General features: G+C 67.8%; 16 protein-coding genes and 3 tRNA genes. 14 read left to right on the top strand and 5 right to left on the bottom strand.

Annotation, left to right across the window (positions count from 1 at the left end; all coding sequences use genetic code 11):
• Positions 1 to 28: 28 nt before the first annotated feature.
• The 3 genes from AC2JAJ_RS00780 (at position 29) to AC2JAJ_RS00770 (ending at position 3,586) form a co-directional block, all read left to right on the top strand.
• Entirely contained in the window at positions 29 to 1,018 is a 990-nt protein-coding gene (locus AC2JAJ_RS00780; protein ID WP_501053295.1) for a DMT family transporter, read from the top strand.
• Between the two features lie 130 nt (positions 1,019 to 1,148).
• Positions 1,149 to 2,534 (top strand): glycine--tRNA ligase, encoded by a 1,386-nt coding sequence (locus tag AC2JAJ_RS00775; RefSeq protein ID WP_221383865.1) that lies wholly within the window; start codon positions 1,149 to 1,151, stop codon positions 2,532 to 2,534.
• Positions 2,535 to 2,536: 2 nt separating this feature from the next.
• Positions 2,537 to 3,586 carry a GNAT family N-acetyltransferase gene (locus AC2JAJ_RS00770; RefSeq protein ID WP_501053294.1) on the top strand — a complete coding sequence of 350 codons (1,050 nt, stop codon included), beginning with the start codon at positions 2,537 to 2,539 and terminating at the stop codon, positions 3,584 to 3,586.
• A gap of 31 nt (positions 3,587 to 3,617) precedes the next feature.
• Here the strand turns inward: AC2JAJ_RS00770 and AC2JAJ_RS00765 are convergent, their stop codons facing one another.
• Positions 3,618 to 4,463, bottom strand: coding sequence for a lysophospholipid acyltransferase family protein (locus AC2JAJ_RS00765; RefSeq protein WP_486414627.1), 846 nt, complete (start codon positions 4,461 to 4,463; stop codon positions 3,618 to 3,620).
• 5 nt (positions 4,464 to 4,468) lie between these two features.
• Positions 4,469 to 5,251: an alpha/beta hydrolase gene (locus tag AC2JAJ_RS00760; protein ID WP_486414628.1), complete on the bottom strand. Its 783-nt coding sequence runs from the start codon at positions 5,249 to 5,251 to the stop codon at positions 4,469 to 4,471.
• Between the two features lie 106 nt (positions 5,252 to 5,357).
• Here AC2JAJ_RS00760 and AC2JAJ_RS00755 point away from each other — a divergent pair, with 106 nt between their 5' ends.
• The 6 genes from AC2JAJ_RS00755 (at position 5,358) to AC2JAJ_RS00730 (ending at position 11,859) form a co-directional block, all read left to right on the top strand.
• Positions 5,358 to 6,887, top strand: coding sequence for a YibE/F family protein (locus AC2JAJ_RS00755; protein ID WP_486414629.1), 1,530 nt, complete (start codon positions 5,358 to 5,360; stop codon positions 6,885 to 6,887).
• A 112-nt stretch (positions 6,888 to 6,999) separates the two neighbouring features.
• The gene (gene dusB / locus AC2JAJ_RS00750; RefSeq protein WP_473692993.1) at positions 7,000 to 8,178 is read left to right on the top strand and encodes a tRNA dihydrouridine synthase DusB; all 1,179 of its coding nucleotides are present in this window, start codon (positions 7,000 to 7,002) and stop codon (positions 8,176 to 8,178) included.
• The gene (locus AC2JAJ_RS00745; RefSeq protein WP_221383860.1) at positions 8,171 to 9,460 is read left to right on the top strand and encodes a deoxyguanosinetriphosphate triphosphohydrolase; all 1,290 of its coding nucleotides are present in this window, start codon (positions 8,171 to 8,173) and stop codon (positions 9,458 to 9,460) included. The genes dusB and AC2JAJ_RS00745 overlap by 8 nt, the downstream gene beginning before the upstream one ends.
• 52 nt (positions 9,461 to 9,512) lie before the next feature.
• Positions 9,513 to 11,492, top strand: coding sequence for a DNA primase (dnaG, locus tag AC2JAJ_RS00740; RefSeq protein ID WP_486414630.1), 1,980 nt, complete (start codon positions 9,513 to 9,515; stop codon positions 11,490 to 11,492).
• 76 nt (positions 11,493 to 11,568) lie between these two features.
• Positions 11,569 to 11,641, top strand: a tRNA-Asn gene (locus AC2JAJ_RS00735).
• Between the two features lie 145 nt (positions 11,642 to 11,786).
• Positions 11,787 to 11,859: transfer RNA gene (locus AC2JAJ_RS00730), tRNA-Asn, on the top strand.
• A 54-nt stretch (positions 11,860 to 11,913) separates the two neighbouring features.
• Here AC2JAJ_RS00730 and AC2JAJ_RS00725 read toward each other — a convergent pair.
• From AC2JAJ_RS00725 to AC2JAJ_RS00715, 3 genes are all read right to left on the bottom strand, one after another.
• Complete coding sequence (locus AC2JAJ_RS00725) at positions 11,914 to 12,321, bottom strand: hypothetical protein (protein WP_221383858.1); 408 nt, start codon at positions 12,319 to 12,321, stop codon at positions 11,914 to 11,916.
• A gap of 64 nt (positions 12,322 to 12,385) precedes the next feature.
• Positions 12,386 to 12,565 (bottom strand): hypothetical protein, encoded by a 180-nt coding sequence (locus AC2JAJ_RS00720; protein WP_501053293.1) that lies wholly within the window; start codon positions 12,563 to 12,565, stop codon positions 12,386 to 12,388.
• A gap of 12 nt (positions 12,566 to 12,577) precedes the next feature.
• A complete protein-coding gene (locus AC2JAJ_RS00715) occupies positions 12,578 to 13,801 on the bottom strand; it encodes a multidrug effflux MFS transporter (protein WP_486414631.1) in 1,224 nt (407 codons plus the stop codon).
• A gap of 181 nt (positions 13,802 to 13,982) precedes the next feature.
• On the opposite strand from AC2JAJ_RS00715, the gene AC2JAJ_RS00710 reads away from it, so the two are divergent.
• From AC2JAJ_RS00710 to AC2JAJ_RS00690, 5 genes are all read left to right on the top strand, one after another.
• Entirely contained in the window at positions 13,983 to 14,834 is an 852-nt protein-coding gene (locus tag AC2JAJ_RS00710) for a phage holin family protein (protein WP_486414632.1), read from the top strand.
• 130 nt (positions 14,835 to 14,964) lie between these two features.
• Positions 14,965 to 15,588: a CDP-alcohol phosphatidyltransferase family protein gene (locus tag AC2JAJ_RS00705; protein ID WP_486414633.1), complete on the top strand. Its 624-nt coding sequence runs from the start codon at positions 14,965 to 14,967 to the stop codon at positions 15,586 to 15,588.
• Complete coding sequence (locus AC2JAJ_RS00700) at positions 15,588 to 16,496, top strand: DMT family transporter (RefSeq protein WP_486414634.1); 909 nt, start codon at positions 15,588 to 15,590, stop codon at positions 16,494 to 16,496. Before AC2JAJ_RS00705 ends, AC2JAJ_RS00700 begins: the two co-directional genes overlap by 1 nt.
• Before the next feature lie 110 nt (positions 16,497 to 16,606).
• A complete protein-coding gene (locus tag AC2JAJ_RS00695; protein ID WP_221383852.1) occupies positions 16,607 to 17,803 on the top strand; it encodes a glycosyltransferase in 1,197 nt (398 codons plus the stop codon).
• Positions 17,804 to 17,878: 75 nt separating this feature from the next.
• A tRNA-Ile gene (locus AC2JAJ_RS00690) sits at positions 17,879 to 17,952 on the top strand.
• The last annotated feature ends 31 nt before the right edge of the window (positions 17,953 to 17,983 follow it).

Raw genomic sequence — 17,983 nt, 5'->3', positions numbered from 1 at the left:
CAATAATGCCTGAACTACAGTGGATCCAATGACTTCCCCTTCCCGCCTGCCGGTCCTGGCAGGTCTTCCCCTGGCTGTGGGTTCCGGCCTTGCTATCCCCGTCCAGGGCCGCATTAACGGGGCCCTTGGTGCCCGGCTCGGTGACGGGATCGCCGCCGCTGCCGTGAGTTTCAGCACAGGACTGCTGGTCATGATCATCATTTCCCTGGTGCTGCCGCGCGGCCGGGCCGGCCTGGCCAGCATCCTCCCGGCCGTGCGCAGCCGCGCCTTTCCCCGCATCTACGTGGTGGCCGGTGCCATCGGAGCACTGTTCGTCTTTGCCCAGTCCTTCACCGTGGGCATCCTCGGCGTGGCCCTGTTCACCGTCGCCACGGTCACCGGTCAGACCGTGAGCGGCCTCCTGGTGGACCGGCTGGGGATCGGGCAGGCCGGGAAGAAGTCCGTGACGGGCATCCGCATCATCGGCTGCCTGTTGACCATTGCCGCCGTCGCCTGGGCGGTCTCGCCCCGGTTCAGCAGTGGAGGCCCGGGGGAAGGGGCCGCCGGGCTGCTGCTTCCCCTCCTGCTGCCGGTGGCGGCAGGCTTCCTCATGAGCTTCCAGCAGGCCATGAACGGCACAGCCACCGTGCACTACGGCACTCCGATCGCTGCCACGCTGGTCAACTTCGTGGCCGGCTGCATCGTGCTCTGGACAGCGCTCGCGGTGAAGACGGCGGTGGCCGGCCCCGGAAACCCGCTGCCTGCCGAGTGGTGGTACTACCTCGGCGGCCCCATGGGCTGCGTCTTCATCGGCCTGGGGGCGCTGCTGGTCCGCAGCCTCGGTGTTCTGGTCACGGGGCTGGGCATGATCGCCGGGCAGCTGCTGGGCTCGCTCGCCCTGGACCTGGCGCTGCCCGCGCCCGGCACCGTTGTGGCCCCCGCCACCGTGCTCGGCACGCTGCTGACGCTGGGCGCCATCGTCCTGGCCACCCTGCCCTGGCCCAGGGGAGCGCTGCGGAGGCGCCGGCCGGTAGGCTAGGACACGCAGCTTTTGACGCATCTTCCCCGATCCGCCCCGCCCGTTGCCCCTGTGCCACAGGCAGGCAGCAGCCGGGGCCTGACAACCGCGGACCGCACCCAGCGGCCCTGTAGAAATTGGAGTTACCCCCATGGCAGCAAAATCCGTCCTCGACCAGGTCATTTCCCTCTCCAAGCGGAGGGGCTTCGTGTTCCAGGCCGGTGAGATCTACGGCGGTTCGCGTTCTGCCTGGGACTACGGGCCCCTCGGTGCCGAGCTGAAGGAAAACATCAAGCGCCAGTGGTGGCAGTCCATGGTCCGCGGCCGCGAGGACGTGGTGGGCCTGGACTCCTCCGTGATCCTGCCGCGCCAGGTATGGGAAGCCTCCGGCCACGTCGAGGTCTTCTCCGACCCCCTGGTGGAGTGCCTCTCCTGCCACAAGCGCTACCGTGCGGACCACCTCGAGGAAGAGTACGAGGAAAAGAAGGGCCGCCCCGCGGAGAACGGCCTGAAGGACATTGCCTGCGCCAACTGCGGCACCCGTGGCCAGTGGACCGAGCCGCAGGAGTTCTCCGGCCTGCTCAAGACCTACCTGGGCCCGGTGGCCAGCGAGGAAGGCCTGCACTACCTGCGCCCCGAAACCGCCCAGGGCATTTTCGTGAACTTCAACAACGTGCTCACCACGTCCCGGAAGAAGCCTCCGTTCGGCATCGGCCAGATCGGCAAGTCCTTCCGCAACGAGATCACGCCCGGCAACTTCATCTTCCGCACCCGTGAGTTCGAGCAGATGGAGATGGAGTTCTTCGTCGAGCCCGGCACGGATGAAGAGTGGCACAAGTACTGGATGAACGAGCGCATGGCCTGGTACACCGGCCTGGGCATCCGCGAGGAGAACCTGCGCTTCTTTGAGCACCCCAAGGAAAAGCTCAGCCACTACTCCAAGGGCACCACGGACATTGAGTACCGGTTTGGATTCCAGGGCTCGGAGTGGGGCGAGCTGGAAGGCATCGCCAACCGCACCGACTTCGACCTCTCCACGCACGCCAAGGCCTCCGGCACGGACCTGAGCTACTTCAACCAGGCCACCAACGAGCGCTACATCCCGTACGTGATCGAGCCCGCGGCCGGCCTGACCCGCTCCTTCATGGCGTTCCTGGTTGACGCGTACACCGAGGACGAGGCCCCCAACGCCAAGGGCGGCGTGGACGTCCGCACCGTGCTGAAGCTGGACCCGCGCCTGGCCCCGGTCAAGGCCGCCGTGCTGCCGCTGAGCCGCAACGAGGACCTTTCCCCGAAGGCCAAGGACCTCGGCGCGCAGCTGCGGAAGAACTGGAACATCGACTTCGACGACGCCGGCGCCATCGGCCGCCGCTACCGCCGCCAGGACGAAATCGGCACGCCGTTCTGCATCACCGTGGACTTCGACACCCTCGAGGACCAGGCTGTGACCATCCGCGAGCGGGACACCATGAGCCAGGAACGCGTCTCCCTGGACAAGGTGGAAGGCTACCTGGCCGCGCGGCTGATCGGCGCCTGAGCATGGCTATCGACTACCGCGAATGGCGGGACGGCGACGACCTTGCGCTCCTGGAAATCTGGGGCGACCCGGACACCGCACAGGCCCGGCAGTTCCGCGGCGCCCTGGCGCCGTCCTCCAACGGGACGAACGGGACCCCGTGGCGCCGCTGCATCGTGGCCGAGGACGTCGTGGACGGCGTCGGCATTCCCGTCGCCGCCGGCGTCGTGTATGAAGCCTCCCTGCACCCGGAACGCCTGTGGGCCTACGTCGAAGTGGCGCGCGACCACCGCCGCACCGGCATCGGCGCCACGCTGCTGACCATGCTGCGCCGCGAAGCCGCCGACGCGCCGTCGGGCGTCAGCAGGCTGCGGGCCAAGGTGGAGCCTGGCACCGCCGGCGCCGCCTTCGCTGAAGCCTTTGGGCTCAAACCCATCCAGCGCTCCCGCCTGGTGGTCGTGGAACCCGGCGCCCTGAAGCTTCCCGTGTTCCCGGACAAGGACTACGGCGGCCGGCCCGTCGGCGGTGAAAACGCCGGGTCCGACGTCGTCATGGACCTCGCCACCGGCTCCGTCGAGCTGACCGACGTGGTGGGACGGTACTACACGTCAGTCCACGCCTGGGATTCGCCTGGGGTGCTGTCCGTGGGGCAGGTGCAGAAGCTGTTCCTCGATGAGCTCACGGGAGCCCACGGTGCCATCGTGCTGCGGGCCCAGCCGGAGTCGGCGTTCGGCGCGGGCGTTGCGCCGGGCAAGAAGGGGCGGATCCGCGCGTTCGCCGTCAGCTATGCGGCGCCCGCGGACCCGGACGCCGCGCCCCATATGGACAACCAGGGGACGGAGCCTTCGGGGCGGGAAGCTCCCACTGACGTCTTCGTGGGGCACGAGCCGTCGCTGCCGGCCGACGACGCAGCCGAGGCTGTCCGCGACATCCTGGCGCTCATCGCGTACCAGCACCCTGTGATGCTGGAACTCGACGACTCCATGGCGGCCCTGCGTGCAGCTGTCGAGCCGCTGCTGGAGAGCGGTAAAGCGCGCCTTGCTGCCGCGGAAACCCTGGTGGTCTCGGACTAGGCCCACCGCCTCAGCAGCCCCCGTCCCGGAGCTATGTGGCCTGGGGCGGGGGCTGCTTTTCGCGGGGATGGCGACGGCGGATGCGGGCTGCGTCCGCCGCGTCCAGGAGTTGCCGCTCGGCTTCCGTGGGTGCGCCCCCGCCGAGATGCGCCGGCATCCACCAGTCGCCCGGTTCAGGATGCAGCGGGAAGCCGGCGATGCAGCTGTTGATCCCTGCCTGGAGGCTCCTGCGCAGTGTGCCGGTGGCCGCCTCCACGTCGACGTCGGGCTGGAAGAGCGTGGGTGCGCCCACATGGACGCATATTGGCGCCCGCCAGCCGCGCCGGAGCGAAAATCCGTGGCCGCGCGTCAGCACCCGGTGCCCGCCCCAAATGGATACCGGGATGAGCGGGACGCCTGCTTCCGCCGCCATCCGGACTGCCCCGGTCCGGCATTCGCGGACCGTGAAGCTCCGGCTCACCCCGGCCTCGGGAAACACCGCCAGGTATTCCCCGGCCCGCAGCTTCGCCACCGCGGCATCATAGGCGCCGGAATGGTCCGTATAGCCCACCACGATGTGGCCGCTGGCGCTGATGGCCGGGCCCGCGAGCCAGTGGTCCGCCGCGCCCTGGTGGACCAGGAACCGCAGCTGCGCCCCGGAGTGCTTCCACAGGAGCAGCTCCGCCACGGCGAAGTCCACGTAGCCGAAATGCGTGATGGCAAAGACGGCACCCGAGCCGGGGATCGGCACGCGGGAGGCGCCCTGCCGGGCTCCGGGCGGGGGAAGGTGTTCGGTGCCCCAGCTGTGCACCCGCACCCGGAAAGCCCAGCCCAGGAACTCCGCAGCCCGGACCATTGACCGGTAGAACCGGTCGTTCGACGGGGGACGCCAGGCCATAGGGGTTACAGGGTGACGTGGACCGACGATTCCGGCAGCAGCTGCGGGAAGGCCCGGGGCGGCCGGACACCCGCCCCGGTACTCTCGGCGAAGGACTTGATGACAAACCCGGTGGTGAGCGTCTCCCACACCCGGATCCTGCGGAGCATGAAATGACCGACGCCCTTGAGCGCCACGTACTGCATGCTTGCCGCGTCCGCTGAGGCGCGCCGCGCGAAGGCGAGGGACTGTGCCGGGCTGGTCATATGGTCAGTGGTGCCGTGGACCACCAGGACCTTCTTGCCTGCCACGCGGGCGGCCGGGGTCTCGGGGCCCAGCCACGGAGCCAGGGCCACCACGGCGTCTACCTGGGGATGGTCGGCGGCGCAGACGGCGGTCAGGCCGCCCATGGAGTGGCCCACCAGGAACACCGGCACGCCCGGGTGCTGCTCCTCGATCTGCCGCAGCGCCCAGCGCGCATCCTGCAGGGCGGACATGTCCGGCCCATTCCAGCCACGCACGCTGTTGCGGAGCGACCAGACCGCCAGGCCGTGCTTCCGGCCGGCCCGGTGAATCCGCCTGGCAAAAGGAACCATCCTGGCCGGGCTCAGGTGGCGGGCTTCCACCGGCTCGCGGCTGTGTGCCTTGCCGCCGTGCAGCACCAGCACAACCCCGCGGGTGGGCCCCGATGCCTGGAGCACGCTGAGCACCGGCCGGTGGGCGGGAACTGCCGCTGCCTGCCGGGCGGCAACTCCGCTGCTGTCCTGTGTTCCGCCGCGCTGTGTTCCGCTGCCTTGTGTGCCACGCATGCCTGTTCCATGGTTGCCCATGCCTGGCACCTCCCCGTCCCGATGGTCCATTTATCAAACCCTATGGCGCCCCACGTAGAGTTCAATACATGAGGTTCAACTGCTGATGGGCGCCGGTCACTCCCACGCCTCCATGGAACATTCGGAGCCGAGCCCCCAAGCGATGGCCGCCCGCAGGAAAGCGAACCGCATCCTGGCGGCCGTCCTCATACCGCTGGCGCTGCTCACCCTCGCGGGGATGGCCGCGCTGTGGCCGTCCGGCAGCAAGGAAGGGATTTCCCTCGCGAACCCCTACTCCGCGGCCGCGGGGGTGACGTTCGACACGGGAACCATCCAGAACGTAGTGACCGAAAGCTGCATGCAGGGCAGCCAGCAGGGTTCCAGCCAACAAAGTTCCGGCCAGCAGGGTTCAGGTCAACAGGGCTCAGGCCAGCAGCAGCCGCACCAGCAGGGCTCGGAATGCACCTTTGCCTTTACCGAGCCGGACAAAGGCGGGAGCCCGGTCAAGGTGGTCATCAACCCGGACGTTGCCTCCTCCCACGGCGTCAGGCCCGGGGACCAGATCCGCTACCTGAACCTCTCGAACGCCCAGGGCGCATCCGGTTCACAGGGCTCGCCCGCCTATATCTTCGTGGACTTCGTCCGTACCCTGCCGATCGTCCTGCTCGCCGTGCTCTACGCCGTGGTGGTCATCGCCGTCGCCCGGTGGCGGGGCCTGCGTGCCCTGGTCGGCCTGGTGGGCGCCTACTTCGTGCTGGCCAGCTTCATGCTTCCCGGACTCGTCGAGGGGAAGCCGCCCCTGCTGCTGGCCCTGGTGGGCTCCATCGTGATCATGATCGGCGTGCTGTATTTCGCCCACGGTTTCTCCGCCCGTACCTCCACCGCGCTGCTGGGCACCATCTTTGGCCTGGGCATCACGGCGCTGCTCGCCGCGTGGGCCACCGACGCCGCCAACCTCGCCGGGGTGGGCAGCCACGACGCCGCCACGCTGGTCAACACCTCGGCCAACATCTCCATATCGGGGGTGATCCTGTGCGGGCTGATCATCTCCGGGCTGGGCGTACTGAACGACGTCACCATCACGCAGGCCTCAGCCGTGTGGGAGCTCTACGAACTGGCACCCGGCAGCAGCGCCCGGAAGCTGTTCACGTCCGCCATGCGGATCGGCCGGGACCACATCGCCTCCACCGTCTACACCATCGCCTTCGCCTACGCCGGGGCCGCGCTTCCCATCCTGATCATCGTCATGCTGTACGACCGGCCGCTGATGGACACCCTCACCAGCGCCGAACTCTCCGAAGAGGTCATCCGGACACTCGTGGGGTCCATCGGGCTGGTGCTCGCCATCCCCGTCACCACGCTGATCGCCGTGCTGGTGGTCAAAGCCACGAGGATCGAGGCCACGGGGGCAGCGCCAGCGGGGAGCGCGGCAACCGGGAGCGCCGCACCGGCGAGCACCGCATCGGCGAGCGTGGCAACCGGCTCGGGGCACGACGACGGGCACGTCCATTCCGACGACATCGCGGACACCGGGGCGCTCGCCGCAGCCGCGCTTGAGGAACGCAGCCGGCGCGCCGCCGTCGAGCCTCCTGCTGACCCGGTTACCCGGCGGGGCCGGCGGGCTGACCGCGGCTGACGCGGCCGGGGGATCGGTTCCCGCGCCACGCCGGCGCCGGGCGCAAACCTGCACCGGGTCTTTGGCCTCCGACGGAAATTACCGATTTGCCCGGCTTTGCAACAATGGACAGGTGACTGTTGCAGCAACTCCTCCCGCCCCCAAGCTGGAACTCCCGCCCCTGAAGCTGGGTCCCATCACTGTGGACACGCCGGTGATCCTGGCGCCCATGGCCGGCATCACCAATTCCGCCTTCCGCAGGCTCTGCCGTGAATACGGCGGCGGCATGTACGTGGCGGAGATGGTCACCTCGCGCGCGCTGGTGGAACGGACCCCCGAGTCCCTGCGGATCATTTCCCACGACGACGACGAAAAGGTCCGGTCCGTGCAGCTGTACGGTGTGGACCCCGGTACCGTGGGCGCCGCCGTGCGGATGCTGGTGGAGGAGGACCGGGCCGACCACATCGACCTCAATTTCGGCTGCCCCGTGCCCAAGGTCACCCGACGCGGGGGCGGGTCCGCGCTGCCGTGGAAGATCGACCTCTTCACCGCCATCGTGCAGACCGCCGTTAAGGAAGCCTCCAAGGGCAACGTCCCCCTGACCATCAAGATGCGCAAGGGGATCGACGACGACCACCTGACCTACCTCGACGCCGGCCGCATCGCCCGCGATTCCGGCGTCGCCGCCGTCGCCCTCCACGGCCGCACCGCCGCCCAGTTCTACTCCGGCCAGGCCGACTGGTCCGCGATCGCACGCCTCCGCGAGGCGCTGCCGGACATCCCGGTGCTGGGCAACGGCGACATCTGGTCTGCCGAGGACGCCGTCCGGATGGTCCGGGAGACCGGCGTCGACGGCGTGGTGGTGGGCCGCGGCTGCCAGGGCCGGCCCTGGCTGTTCGGCGACCTGCAGGCTGCGTTCGAGGGCAGTGACGTCCGGCACCGGCCCAACCTGCGCCAGGTGGCCGAGGGCGTGTACCGCCACGCCGAACTGATGGTGGAGACCTTCGGCGACGAGGGCAAGGCGCTGCGGGAAATCCGCAAGCACATTGCCTGGTACTTCAAGGGCTACGTGGTGGGAGGGGAGCTGCGCACCCGGCTGGCGCTGGTCACCAGCCTCGAGGTGCTGCGCGATACCCTCGCGGAACTGGACCTGGACTCGCCCTACCCGGGAGTGGACGCCGAAGGCCCCCGGGGCCGTGCGGGTTCGCCCAAGAGGCCCGCGCTGCCCAAGGACTGGCTGGACTCCCGGGCCCTGAACGACGAACAGTCCCGTGACATCGCCGCTGCCGAACTGGACGTCTCCGGTGGCTGAGGCCCGTACGGCGGCGGCCGTGCTCCCGGGGTACGACGCCCACGACTCCGCCCGCTGGGTGGAGGAGCCGCCCAAGAGCGTCTACCGCTCCGACTTCGAGCGCGACCGCGCCCGCGTGCTCCACTCGTCCGCACTGCGCAGGCTCGGCGCCAAGACCCAAGTGGTGGCACCGGACACGGACGACTTCGTCCGGACCCGGCTCACCCACAGCCTGGAGGTGGCCCAGGTGGGCCGTGAACTGGGCCGCGCCCTGGGCTGCGATCCGGATGTGGTGGATACGGCATGCCTGAGCCACGACCTGGGGCATCCGCCCTTCGGGCACAACGGCGAATCGGCCTTGAACGAGGTGGCGCACGCCATCGGCGGTTTCGAAGGCAACGCCCAGACCCTGCGCCTGCTCACGCGGCTCGAACCCAAGGTGCTCACGGCCGGCGGCCAGCCCGCCGGGCTGAACCTCACCCGCGCAAGCCTTGACGCGGCGTCGAAATATCCCTGGTCCGCCCTGGAAGCGCCGGTGATCCACGGCCAGCGGACCAGCAAGTTCGGTGCCTACGAGGACGATCTGCCGATCTTCAACTGGATCCGCGAAGGGGCCCCGGAACGCCGGTCCTGCCTGGAAGCCCAGGTGATGGACCTGGCGGATGACATCTCCTACTCGGTGCACGACGTGGAGGACGCGATCGTGGCCGGCCATTTCCAGCTGCGTTGGATGGACAACCCGGACCACCGCGCCCGCGTGGTGGGCTACGCCAAGCAGTGGTACCTGCCGCACAATGACCCCGCCGCGATCGATGCCGCCCTCGCCCGGCTCGAGGCCACCGACGTCTGGGTCCGTGAAGCGGACGGCAGCCGCAAGTCCATGGCCGCCCTGAAGAACATGACCAGCCAGTTGATCGGCCGGTTCTGCCAGAGCGCCCTCGAAACCACCCGGGCCGTCTACGGTCCGGAGAACCTGACCCGGTATAACGCCCAGCTGATGGTGCCGGACGAGACGGTCATGGAGATCGCCGTGATGAAGGGCCTGGCCACCACCTTCGTGATGACCACCGAGCACCGGCAGCCCATCTACGAGCGCCAGCGCGAGGTGCTGCACGCCCTGGTCACCGCCCTGAGCGCCACGGGCGACCGGCACCTGGAACCGATGTTCGCGGCGGACTGGCGTTCCGCCGACGACGATGCCGCCCGCCTGCGCGTGGTCATCGACCAGGTGGCGTCATTGACCGACGGGTCCGCCCTGGCCATGTACGAGCGGCTGGTGGGGAGCCTGCCGTCGCTGTGGTGAGGAACGCCATAGGGTGCCTGTCGCTGCTATGCCGCGGGACTAGGATTGCTCTGTGGCTGGGCTGATCAAACGTGAAGATATCGACGAAGTACGCCAGCGCACGGACATCAAGGAAGTGGTTGACGGGTACGTCACGCTCAAGGGTGCCGGGCTGGGAACCTTCAAGGGCCTGTGCCCCTTCCACGACGAGCGCTCGCCGTCCTTCACCGTCCGCCCGCAGGTGGGCAGGTACCACTGCTTCGGCTGCGGCGAGGACGGAGACGTCATTGCCTTCGTCCAGAAGCAGGACCACAGCTCCTTCCAGGAAGCAGTGGAAAAGCTCGCTGCCCGCATCGGCTACGAGCTCCGCTATGAAGACGGGGGGACCGGCCCCAACCGCGAGGAAGTGGGCCGCCGCCAGCGGCTGCTGGACGCCCACAAGATCGCCGACGAATTCTTCCGCGCGCAGCTGCTCACGCCCGGTGCCGCCGAAGCCCGGAACTTCCTGTTCGGCCGCGGCTTCGACAGGGCAGCTGCCGAGCACTTCGGCTGCGGCTACGCTCCCCAGGGATGGGACGCCCTGCTGAAGCACCTCCGGGGCCGCGGCTTCACCGACGCCGAGCTCAAGCTCACGGGAATGTTCAGCGAGGGCAACCGGGGCATCTACGACCGCTTCCGCGGGCGCCTCATCTGGCCCATCAAGGACATCGCCGGCGACACCATCGGCTTCGGCGCGCGCAAGCTCTATGAAGACGACCAGGGCCCGAAATACCTCAACACCCCGGAAACCACCCTCTACAAGAAGTCGCAGGTCCTCTACGGCATCGACCTGGCCAAGAAGAGCATCGCCAAGGACCGCCAGCTGGTGGTGGTGGAAGGGTACACGGACGTCATGGCCTGCCACCTCGCAGGAATCACGACGGCGGTGGCCACCTGCGGCACGGCGTTCGGCACCGAGCACATCAAGATCGCCCGGCGGCTGTTGTCCGATGACGGCACCGGGGGAGAGGTGGTGTTCACCTTCGACGGCGACGCAGCCGGGCAGAAGGCCGCCCTGCGTGCCTTCGAAGAGGACCAGCGCTTCACCGCGCAGACCTATGTGGCGGTGGAACCCACCGGGGCCGATCCCTGCGACCTCCGGCTCAGCAGGGGCGACGAGGCCGTGTATGCCCTGATCCAGTCCCGCCGGCCGCTGTTCGAATTCGCGATCCGCACCACCCTGAAGCAGTTCAACCTGGACACCGTCGAAGGCCGCGTACAGGGCCTGAAGGCGTCCGTGCCGGTGGTTGCGGCCATCCGTGATGCCTCGACCCGGACGGGCTACTGCCAGGCGCTGACGGGTTGGCTGGGCATGCCGGACCCCAACGAGGTACTCCGCCTTGTCACCGCCGAGGTGAAGAACGCAGCGAAGCGCGGAGACACGGGCCGTACCGCCGGGCCGGGCACGCCCAACCACGGCCAGCAGCAACGGAGCCCCGGATTCGAGGGCAGGGGGCACCAAGGCAACGACGGGCGGGCACCCGGGGGCGGTCCCGGCGTAGCTGAAGGGCCGCCGTCGGGTGCTGTGCCGTCCTTCCACCGCCCGGACCCGCGGGACCCGGTAGCGTCCATGGAACGGCAGTCGCTGGAAGTGGCGCTGCAGCAGCCCTCGCTGCTGGCCGGCGCGGTCTGGGACCGCTTCGCTGCCGCCCGCTTCGCCACCCCCGCCTTCCAGGCCGTGCACGACGCCATGCGGGCCACCGGCGCCGGGCTGGCTGTCGACCCCGTCCGCTGGGTGGAACACGTGATGCACGAGGTCTCCGAGCCCCTGCGGCCCCTGGTGTCCGAGCTTGCCGTGGTGCCGCTGCCGGCCCACACCGAGGAAGCGGTGCAGAAGTACTGCCGCGACATCCTGTCCCGCCTGTTTGAACTCCAGATCACCCGGGTCAAGGCGGATAAGATGGGCCAGCTGCAGCGCCTGGACGCGGCGGCCGACCCGGACACCTACCAGCGGCTCAACCGTGAACTGATGATGCTGGAAATGGAACGCCGGGCGCTGCGGGCAGACGCCTAGGCAGGCGGGAGGAGTGCGGGGCTGGCCCCGATTTCGTTTCCGCCCCAGGTGTTTGCTAGGCTAATACCCGCTTCATTCCTCCTTAGCTCAATTGGCAGAGCATTCGACTGTTAATCGAAGGGTTGCTGGTTCAAGTCCAGCAGGAGGAGCTTCCAATCCCCGTTCCGGCCTCCGGAACGGGGATTTTTTCTTGCCTCCGCAGCGCGTTTCGCGGGCCGGCGGTCCCCGCTCCGCCCCGGAAATCCGCCGATTTCCCTTGGCCTGAATCGTTTGCTAATGTCATACCTGCTTCATTCCTCCTTAGCTCAATTGGCAGAGCATTCGACTGTTAATCGAAGGGTTGCTGGTTCAAGTCCAGCAGGAGGAGCGCAACGAAAAAACCCCGTTCCTCCAGTCTGGAGGAACGGGGTTTTTCTGGCTTCTAGACGAAATCCATCTCCACCTGCAGGAACCGTTCGGCCTCGGCCACTGCCGCCAGGAAGGCCTCCTGCTCGGTGGGGGACTTGCGCGGCTCGCGCGGGTTCCACTCATGCGCCGCCGAATGGATCCGGACGAAGCCGGATCCAGGCGGTGCGTAGAAAATGCCGAAGCGCTGCACCGGCCATTCCGGCGAGGTCTCCGGGGCCACCAGCAGGGCGGCGTCGTAGGCGGGATTGAACCATTGGGCGATGGGCCGGCGGCGGTCCTCCGTGAACAGCCCTGCCGCGTACAGCGCGGCGGACTGCTGCCCTGCCTGCGCGCACAGCCGGTCCCACCACAGTGGCAGGATCCGGGCGTCGCACCGTTGCCATGTGGCCGGAAGTGGCGGTCTATCCTGCCAGTTGGGCACGGACATATTTTATCGCGCGATGAAGCCGGACGGCAGGTAAAAGGGCCCCGGCGGGGCCAAACAATCAGCGCCTTTTCCACGGCCCCGGATTGGCCCGGTACAGCAGCGCCGCACCTGCCAGCAGGCCCAGCACCAAGCCGATGGCCGGGTTGCCGAGGGCACGGCCGGCAAAATAGCCGACGACGGCGCCGAGCACGGCCCCGAGGAACAGTCCCCGTCCATTGCGGTGCGGTTTGCGGTTCATGGCAGGCACTGGCTAGTGGATGGAAGGGACGGTGCGGGGACGGACCACCAACCACAGTGCGGCGATCGCGAGCAGGATGCAGGCAGCCTGCACCGCTCCCATCGGCAGGGCGCTGGTGATCCCAAGCCAGCCCACCACGGGGGAGATCAGGCCCGCCATCAGGAAAGTTGCGGCGCCCAGCAGGGACGCAGCCGTTCCCGCCTGCGACGCATGGCTTGCCAGGGCCAGCACCTGGACGCAGGGGAACATGAAGCCGGTGCCCATGATGTAGAACCACAGGGGCACCATCACGCCCCAGAGCCCCAGGCCCAGGCGGTCGAACACCACGATCAGCACGGCCATCAGGAACAGCCAGGCCGTGGCGAACGCAAGGATCCATTGCGGCGGGACAATCCTGATCAGGCGGGAACTGGTCTGCACGCCTGCCACGATGCCCAGGGAATTGATCCCGAACAGCAGCCCGTACTGCTGGGCGGAAAACCCGAAGACGTCCTGGAACAGGAACGGGGAGGCCGAGAGGTAGGTGAAGAGGCCGCCGAAGTTGAACCCGGCAACCATCAGCAGCCCCACGAAGATCCGGTCACTGAAGAGGACCTTGTAGCGCTGCCCCGCCGTCATGCCGTTGTGCCCCCGTTTTTCCGGCGGAAGCGTTTCACGCACCAGCAGCAGGGCCGCCACGATCACCAGGCTGCCGTAGGTGGCCAGGAACACGAAGATCCCGGGCCACGGCATCACCAGGAGCAGCTGCGATCCGATCACCGGCGCCAGGATGGGCGCCAGGCCGTTTACCAGGGACATCCGCGAGAACATCCGCACCATCGCATATCCGGAGAACAGGTCGCGCACCATGGCCATGGCCACCACGCCGCCGCCTGCAGCGCCGACGCCCATGAGCACCCGGAAGACCCCCAGCGTGGTGATGTCCGTGGAGAGCGCCGCACCCAGGGAGGCCGCGATATGCAGCGCCGTGGCGAGGATCAGTGGCGTCCTGCGGCCGAACTTGTCGCTGAACGGGCCCACCACCAGCTGGCCGAAGGCAAACCCCACGGTGGTGCCGGCCAGGGTGAGCTGGACCTGCGCCTCAGTCACCCCCAGGCTCGCCTCCAAGGCGGGGAAAGCCGGCAGGTAAAGGTCGATGGTGAAGGGGCCAAGGGCGGTCAGGGCGCCGAGGAGGAGGATGTACAGAAGCTTCCGGCGGCGGCTGAGGAGGTCGCCCGGATTGGCGGGAGTGGTCACGGACAACAATCCTAGGCCCGGGCCGGGCTGTTTTTTCATCGTTGTAGGCCGCGCCGTCCGGCAAGCCCGGAAGTCCGCCCTGAACCTGAATGGTAGTTTGGGTGGCGTGGACTGTGCGGCTGCACATTTCCGCGGCACAACGGAAGCAATATCGACCCATCAGACCAGTAAGGCGGCACCGATGAGCGGACGTCACAGCGGGCGTACCAGCCCGGGATTGCGCTTCACCGCGCTGCCCGGGACGCTAAAACTCCTTTTCCGGTTGGCGCCCCGCCAGCTCAATGACGAGATCGCCTTCGCCAAGTTCGAACTGAAGCGCAAAGGTGTCCAGGTCGGAGTTGCCGCCGCCTTCCTCGCTGTCGCCCTCGTCTTCCTCCTCTTCCTGGTAGTGGGGCTGATCGTTGCCGCCATCATGGGCCTGGCCACCATCATGCCCGCCTGGCTGGCAGCCCTCCTGGTCTCCGCGGCCTTCCTGCTGATCGCGCTCATCGGCGCCCTGGTGGGCGTCGGCAGGTTCAAGAAAGCCATGCCGCTGCTGCCGGAGGAAACCATCCGGGGGATCAAGTACGACATCGGCGTTGCCAAGGAGGGATCCGCGTTCAACCCTGCCGTGCTGGATCCGGAAAGCCCCGAAGGCAAGGCCGCGAAGGCCGCCAAGGCCGAAGCCGCTGCCAAAGCCAAGGCCGAGAAGGAAGCCAAGGCCGCCCAGCACGACCAGGAGTACCCGCACGCTTCCGAGCCCGAGCTGGCACGCCGCCTGAACCAGCGCCGGCACCACCTGACCGAAGTCCGGGATGAACTCGGTACGGAACTCGACCTGAAGACCCAGGGCCAGTACCTGCTGGCCGCCGCGCAGCAAAAGGCGCGCGAAGGCCAGGTGTTCGCCGCCCGCACCAAGGACGCCGCCGCCCAGAAGCTGGCAGGCCTGTCCGGTTCCGCCAGCCTCCGGGAGCGCTGGAAGCCGCTGGCAGCCCTCGCCGCTGCCGGGACCGTCCTGGTGGTCCTGCTCCGGCGGCTCCTGCGCACCTACTAGCCCCGGCCACCATCAGCGCCAGGGTACGCAGTACGCCACTACGCAGCACGCCACCACGCAGCGCGCACCATCAGACGAGGCGCACCATCACAGGGCGCGACCGGAAGCGGCAGGAAGGAAAGGGGGACGGGTGAAGTTCATCGGTGCAGGCGCGCGGCCTGGCCGTCCCCAGGTGGACCACGACGCCGTGTTCACCATTCCCAACCTGCTCACCGTCGTGCGGTTCATGGGCGTGCCGCTCTTCATCTGGCTTGTCCTTGCGCAACGGGAATACGGAGCGGGGGTCGTCGTCCTGGCAGTCATGGCCGGAACCGACTGGATTGACGGCTACGTTGCCCGCCGCTTCGACCAGGCTTCCAGGCTGGGCCGGGTACTGGATCCCATCGCCGACCGCCTGGCCATGATAGCCGTCGCCGTCACCCTGGTGATCGCCGGCGTCGTGCATTGGCTGTACCTGGCCGCACTGGTGGTCCCGGACACCGTGCTGCTTGCCCTGACGCTCTTCTTCTTCCGCGGCCACCCCGACCTCCCGGTGAGCGTAGTGGGCAAGGTCAGGACCGGCCTGCTGCTGCTGGGGACACCGCTGCTTGTCCTTTCCCGGCTGGACACCGGGGCCTCTGCCCAACTCTTTGCCGCCGCCTGGGTGGTGCTTGGCCTGGGCCTTGTGGGCCACTGGATCGCCGCCTACAACTACTTCTGGGCCATCCTGCGCAAGGGCAGGGAACAGAAACGGCACGACGGCGGGACCGCCTGATGGTTTGGGTGGCCGTCGGCCTGGCGGTCCTGGGCGCGTTCTGCCTCGCCCTTGGCGCGCAGCGCCAGGGCAGTGCGGTTAAAGCGGACACAGGCGGCCTGGCGTTGAGCTCCAACGGTTTCCTCCGCCTTCTGCGCAACCCCCGCTGGATGTTCGGCCTCCTACTGCTGTGCACCGGCATGGCCATGAATGCCGTGGCGCTGGTGTCAGCCCCGCTCACGGTGGTGCAGCCCATCGGCGCCATAGCCCTCGTCATCACCACCATCATTAACGCGCGGGACCAGGACCTCACCATCAACCGGGCCACCGCCGTTTCGATCGCCGCCTGCGTGACGGGATCCGCGCTCTTCGTGCTGCTCGCCGTCAACGTCACCCAGGAAAGCCACCATGTCAGCCTGGAGGACGAACTGACCATCGTGCTCCTGCTGGCCCTTGCGGTGGGACTGTTCGGGACCCTGGCGGTGATGTTCAGGCACCGTATGAACTCTTTCGTCTACATCCTCGGCGCCGGCGTCCTCTTCGGCTTCGTGGCGGTGCTGACCCGGATCATCGGCAAGCACCTCCTTGACCCCAACGGCCTCTTCCTGCTGAACGTGCAGTGGTACTCGGTGCTGGCCATCATCGCCGCCGGTGGCCTGGGATCATGGTTTGTCCAGAGTGCGTACTCCACCGGCCCGCCGGACCTGGTGATCGCCGGACTGACCGTGATCGACCCCATGGTGGGTATCGCCATCGGCATCATCATCCTCGGCGAACTGCGCCCCGATGTGCACGCGGTCATGGCGATTGCAATGGGAACGGCGGCCTGCCTTGCTATCGTTGGGGTTATCGCCCTTTCCCGGCACCACCCGGAGGTCACCAAGCGCAAGAAGGACGCGCGGAAGGCCGCCGGCAGGCCGTCCCACTAGCCCGAACCCGCTTAACACCCAGCAATCCCACGAGGCCGCATGCCAATGCAACGCAGCCAACCGTGCTGCCAGTTCCATGCTGTCCGCACCGTGACCATCAGGAGTACTCCATGACCACGCCAGCCGACCAGCGCCCCCTCACCATCCTGATCGCCGCTGACACCTACCCACCCCACGTCAATGGGGCTGCCCAGTTCGGGTACCGCCTGGCCAAGGGCATGACTGCGCGGGGGCACAACGTCCACGTCCTCGCCTGCCGCGACGGCAAGGGAAAGAGCTTCACCGAATTCCGCGACGAGGCAACTGTCCACCGCCTCCGCTCCCACAGCGTCCCCACCCACGACACCTTCCGCATCTGCTTCCCCTGGGAAATCAAGAAGGAAATCAGCCTTCTGTTCGACCGAGTGAAGCCGGACGTCGTGCACATCCAAAGCCACTACATGATTGGCGAGCACGTGCTCTACGAGGCCGTGAAGCGCGGCGTGCGGGTCGTTGCCACCAACCACTTCATGCCGGAAAACCTCAACCCGTTCCTGCCATTCCCCCAGTGGTTCAAGGACATCATTGGACGGATTTCCTGGAAGGACATGGGCAAGGTGATGGGGCAGGCGGACGTGATTACCACGCCCACCCCGCTGGCGGCCAAGGCCATGCATGAGCATGCCTTCCTGCGCAAGGTCCTGCCCCTGTCCAACGGCATCGACTCCACCGCCTACGAGCTCCTGCCCGGCGAGCACATCGAGCCGCACCCGCACCCCACCGTGCTGTTCGCCGGCCGGCTGGCGGAGGAAAAGCACGTGGACGTCCTGATCAGGGCCATCAGCAAGACTCCCCGGGAGCTGAACGTGCACCTGGAAATCGTCGGCGGCGGCGAAGTGCGTGAGTCCCTGGAGGATCTGGTACAGCGGCTCGGCCTGGGGGACAGGGTCAAATTCCTGGGCCTCGCCAGCGATGCCGACCTGCGCCGTGCCTATATCCGGGCCGACCTGTTCTGCATGCCGGGAACGGCGGAGCTGCAGTCCCTGGTCACCCTGGAAGCCATGTCCGCCTCGACCCCGGTGGTGCTTGCGGACGCCATGGCACTGCCGCACCTGGTGCGCGACGGCCGGAACGGCTACCTCTTTACGCCGAACGACAGCGACGACCTGGCGAAGAAGATCACCCAGGTCCTGGAGCTTCCCAAGGACGAACAGCTCGCCATGGGCCGGGCCAGCCGCGAGATGGTGGAGCCGCACAGCATCCAGGGCACCCTCCAGACCTTCGAGGACCTGTACCGCGGCGCGTCCTTCGAGGACAAAGTGGTCTAAACCCTTTCCCGGGTTTGCTAGAGTGTTTTTGCCCTGCCGGACCGCAGCGTTTCCACGCCGGCCGTCCCGGGCATTGGGGCTATAGCTCAGCTGGTTAGAGCGCGGGACTCATAATCCTAAGGTCCTCGGTTCAAGTCCGAGTAGCCCTACGTGCACGCAATGAGTCGCAAAACCGCGGCC

Source organism: Arthrobacter sp. MOO21 (assembly GCF_057369995.2).
The sequence above is the reverse complement of the archived record's forward strand: the minus strand, read 5'-3'. Positions and strand labels throughout refer to the sequence as shown.

Coding starts and splice junctions, on each gene's coding strand:
- AC2JAJ_RS00780 (WP_501053295.1), top strand. CDS start 29: ATGACTTCCCCTTCCCGCCTGCCGGTCCTGGCAGGTCTTCCCCTGGCT.
- AC2JAJ_RS00775 (WP_221383865.1), top strand. CDS start 1,149: ATGGCAGCAAAATCCGTCCTCGACCAGGTCATTTCCCTCTCCAAGCGG.
- AC2JAJ_RS00770 (WP_501053294.1), top strand. CDS start 2,537: ATGGCTATCGACTACCGCGAATGGCGGGACGGCGACGACCTTGCGCTC.
- AC2JAJ_RS00765 (WP_486414627.1), bottom strand. CDS start 4,463: ATGGCCTGGCGTCCCCCGTCGAACGACCGGTTCTACCGGTCAATGGTC.
- AC2JAJ_RS00760 (WP_486414628.1), bottom strand. CDS start 5,251: ATGCGTGGCACACAAGGCAGCGGAACACAGCGCGGCGGAACACAGGAC.
- AC2JAJ_RS00755 (WP_486414629.1), top strand. CDS start 5,358: ATGGGCGCCGGTCACTCCCACGCCTCCATGGAACATTCGGAGCCGAGC.
- AC2JAJ_RS00720 (WP_501053293.1), bottom strand. CDS start 12,565: ATGAACCGCAAACCGCACCGCAATGGACGGGGACTGTTCCTCGGGGCC.
- AC2JAJ_RS00710 (WP_486414632.1), top strand. CDS start 13,983: ATGAGCGGACGTCACAGCGGGCGTACCAGCCCGGGATTGCGCTTCACC.
- AC2JAJ_RS00700 (WP_486414634.1), top strand. CDS start 15,588: ATGGTTTGGGTGGCCGTCGGCCTGGCGGTCCTGGGCGCGTTCTGCCTC.
- AC2JAJ_RS00695 (WP_221383852.1), top strand. CDS start 16,607: ATGACCACGCCAGCCGACCAGCGCCCCCTCACCATCCTGATCGCCGCT.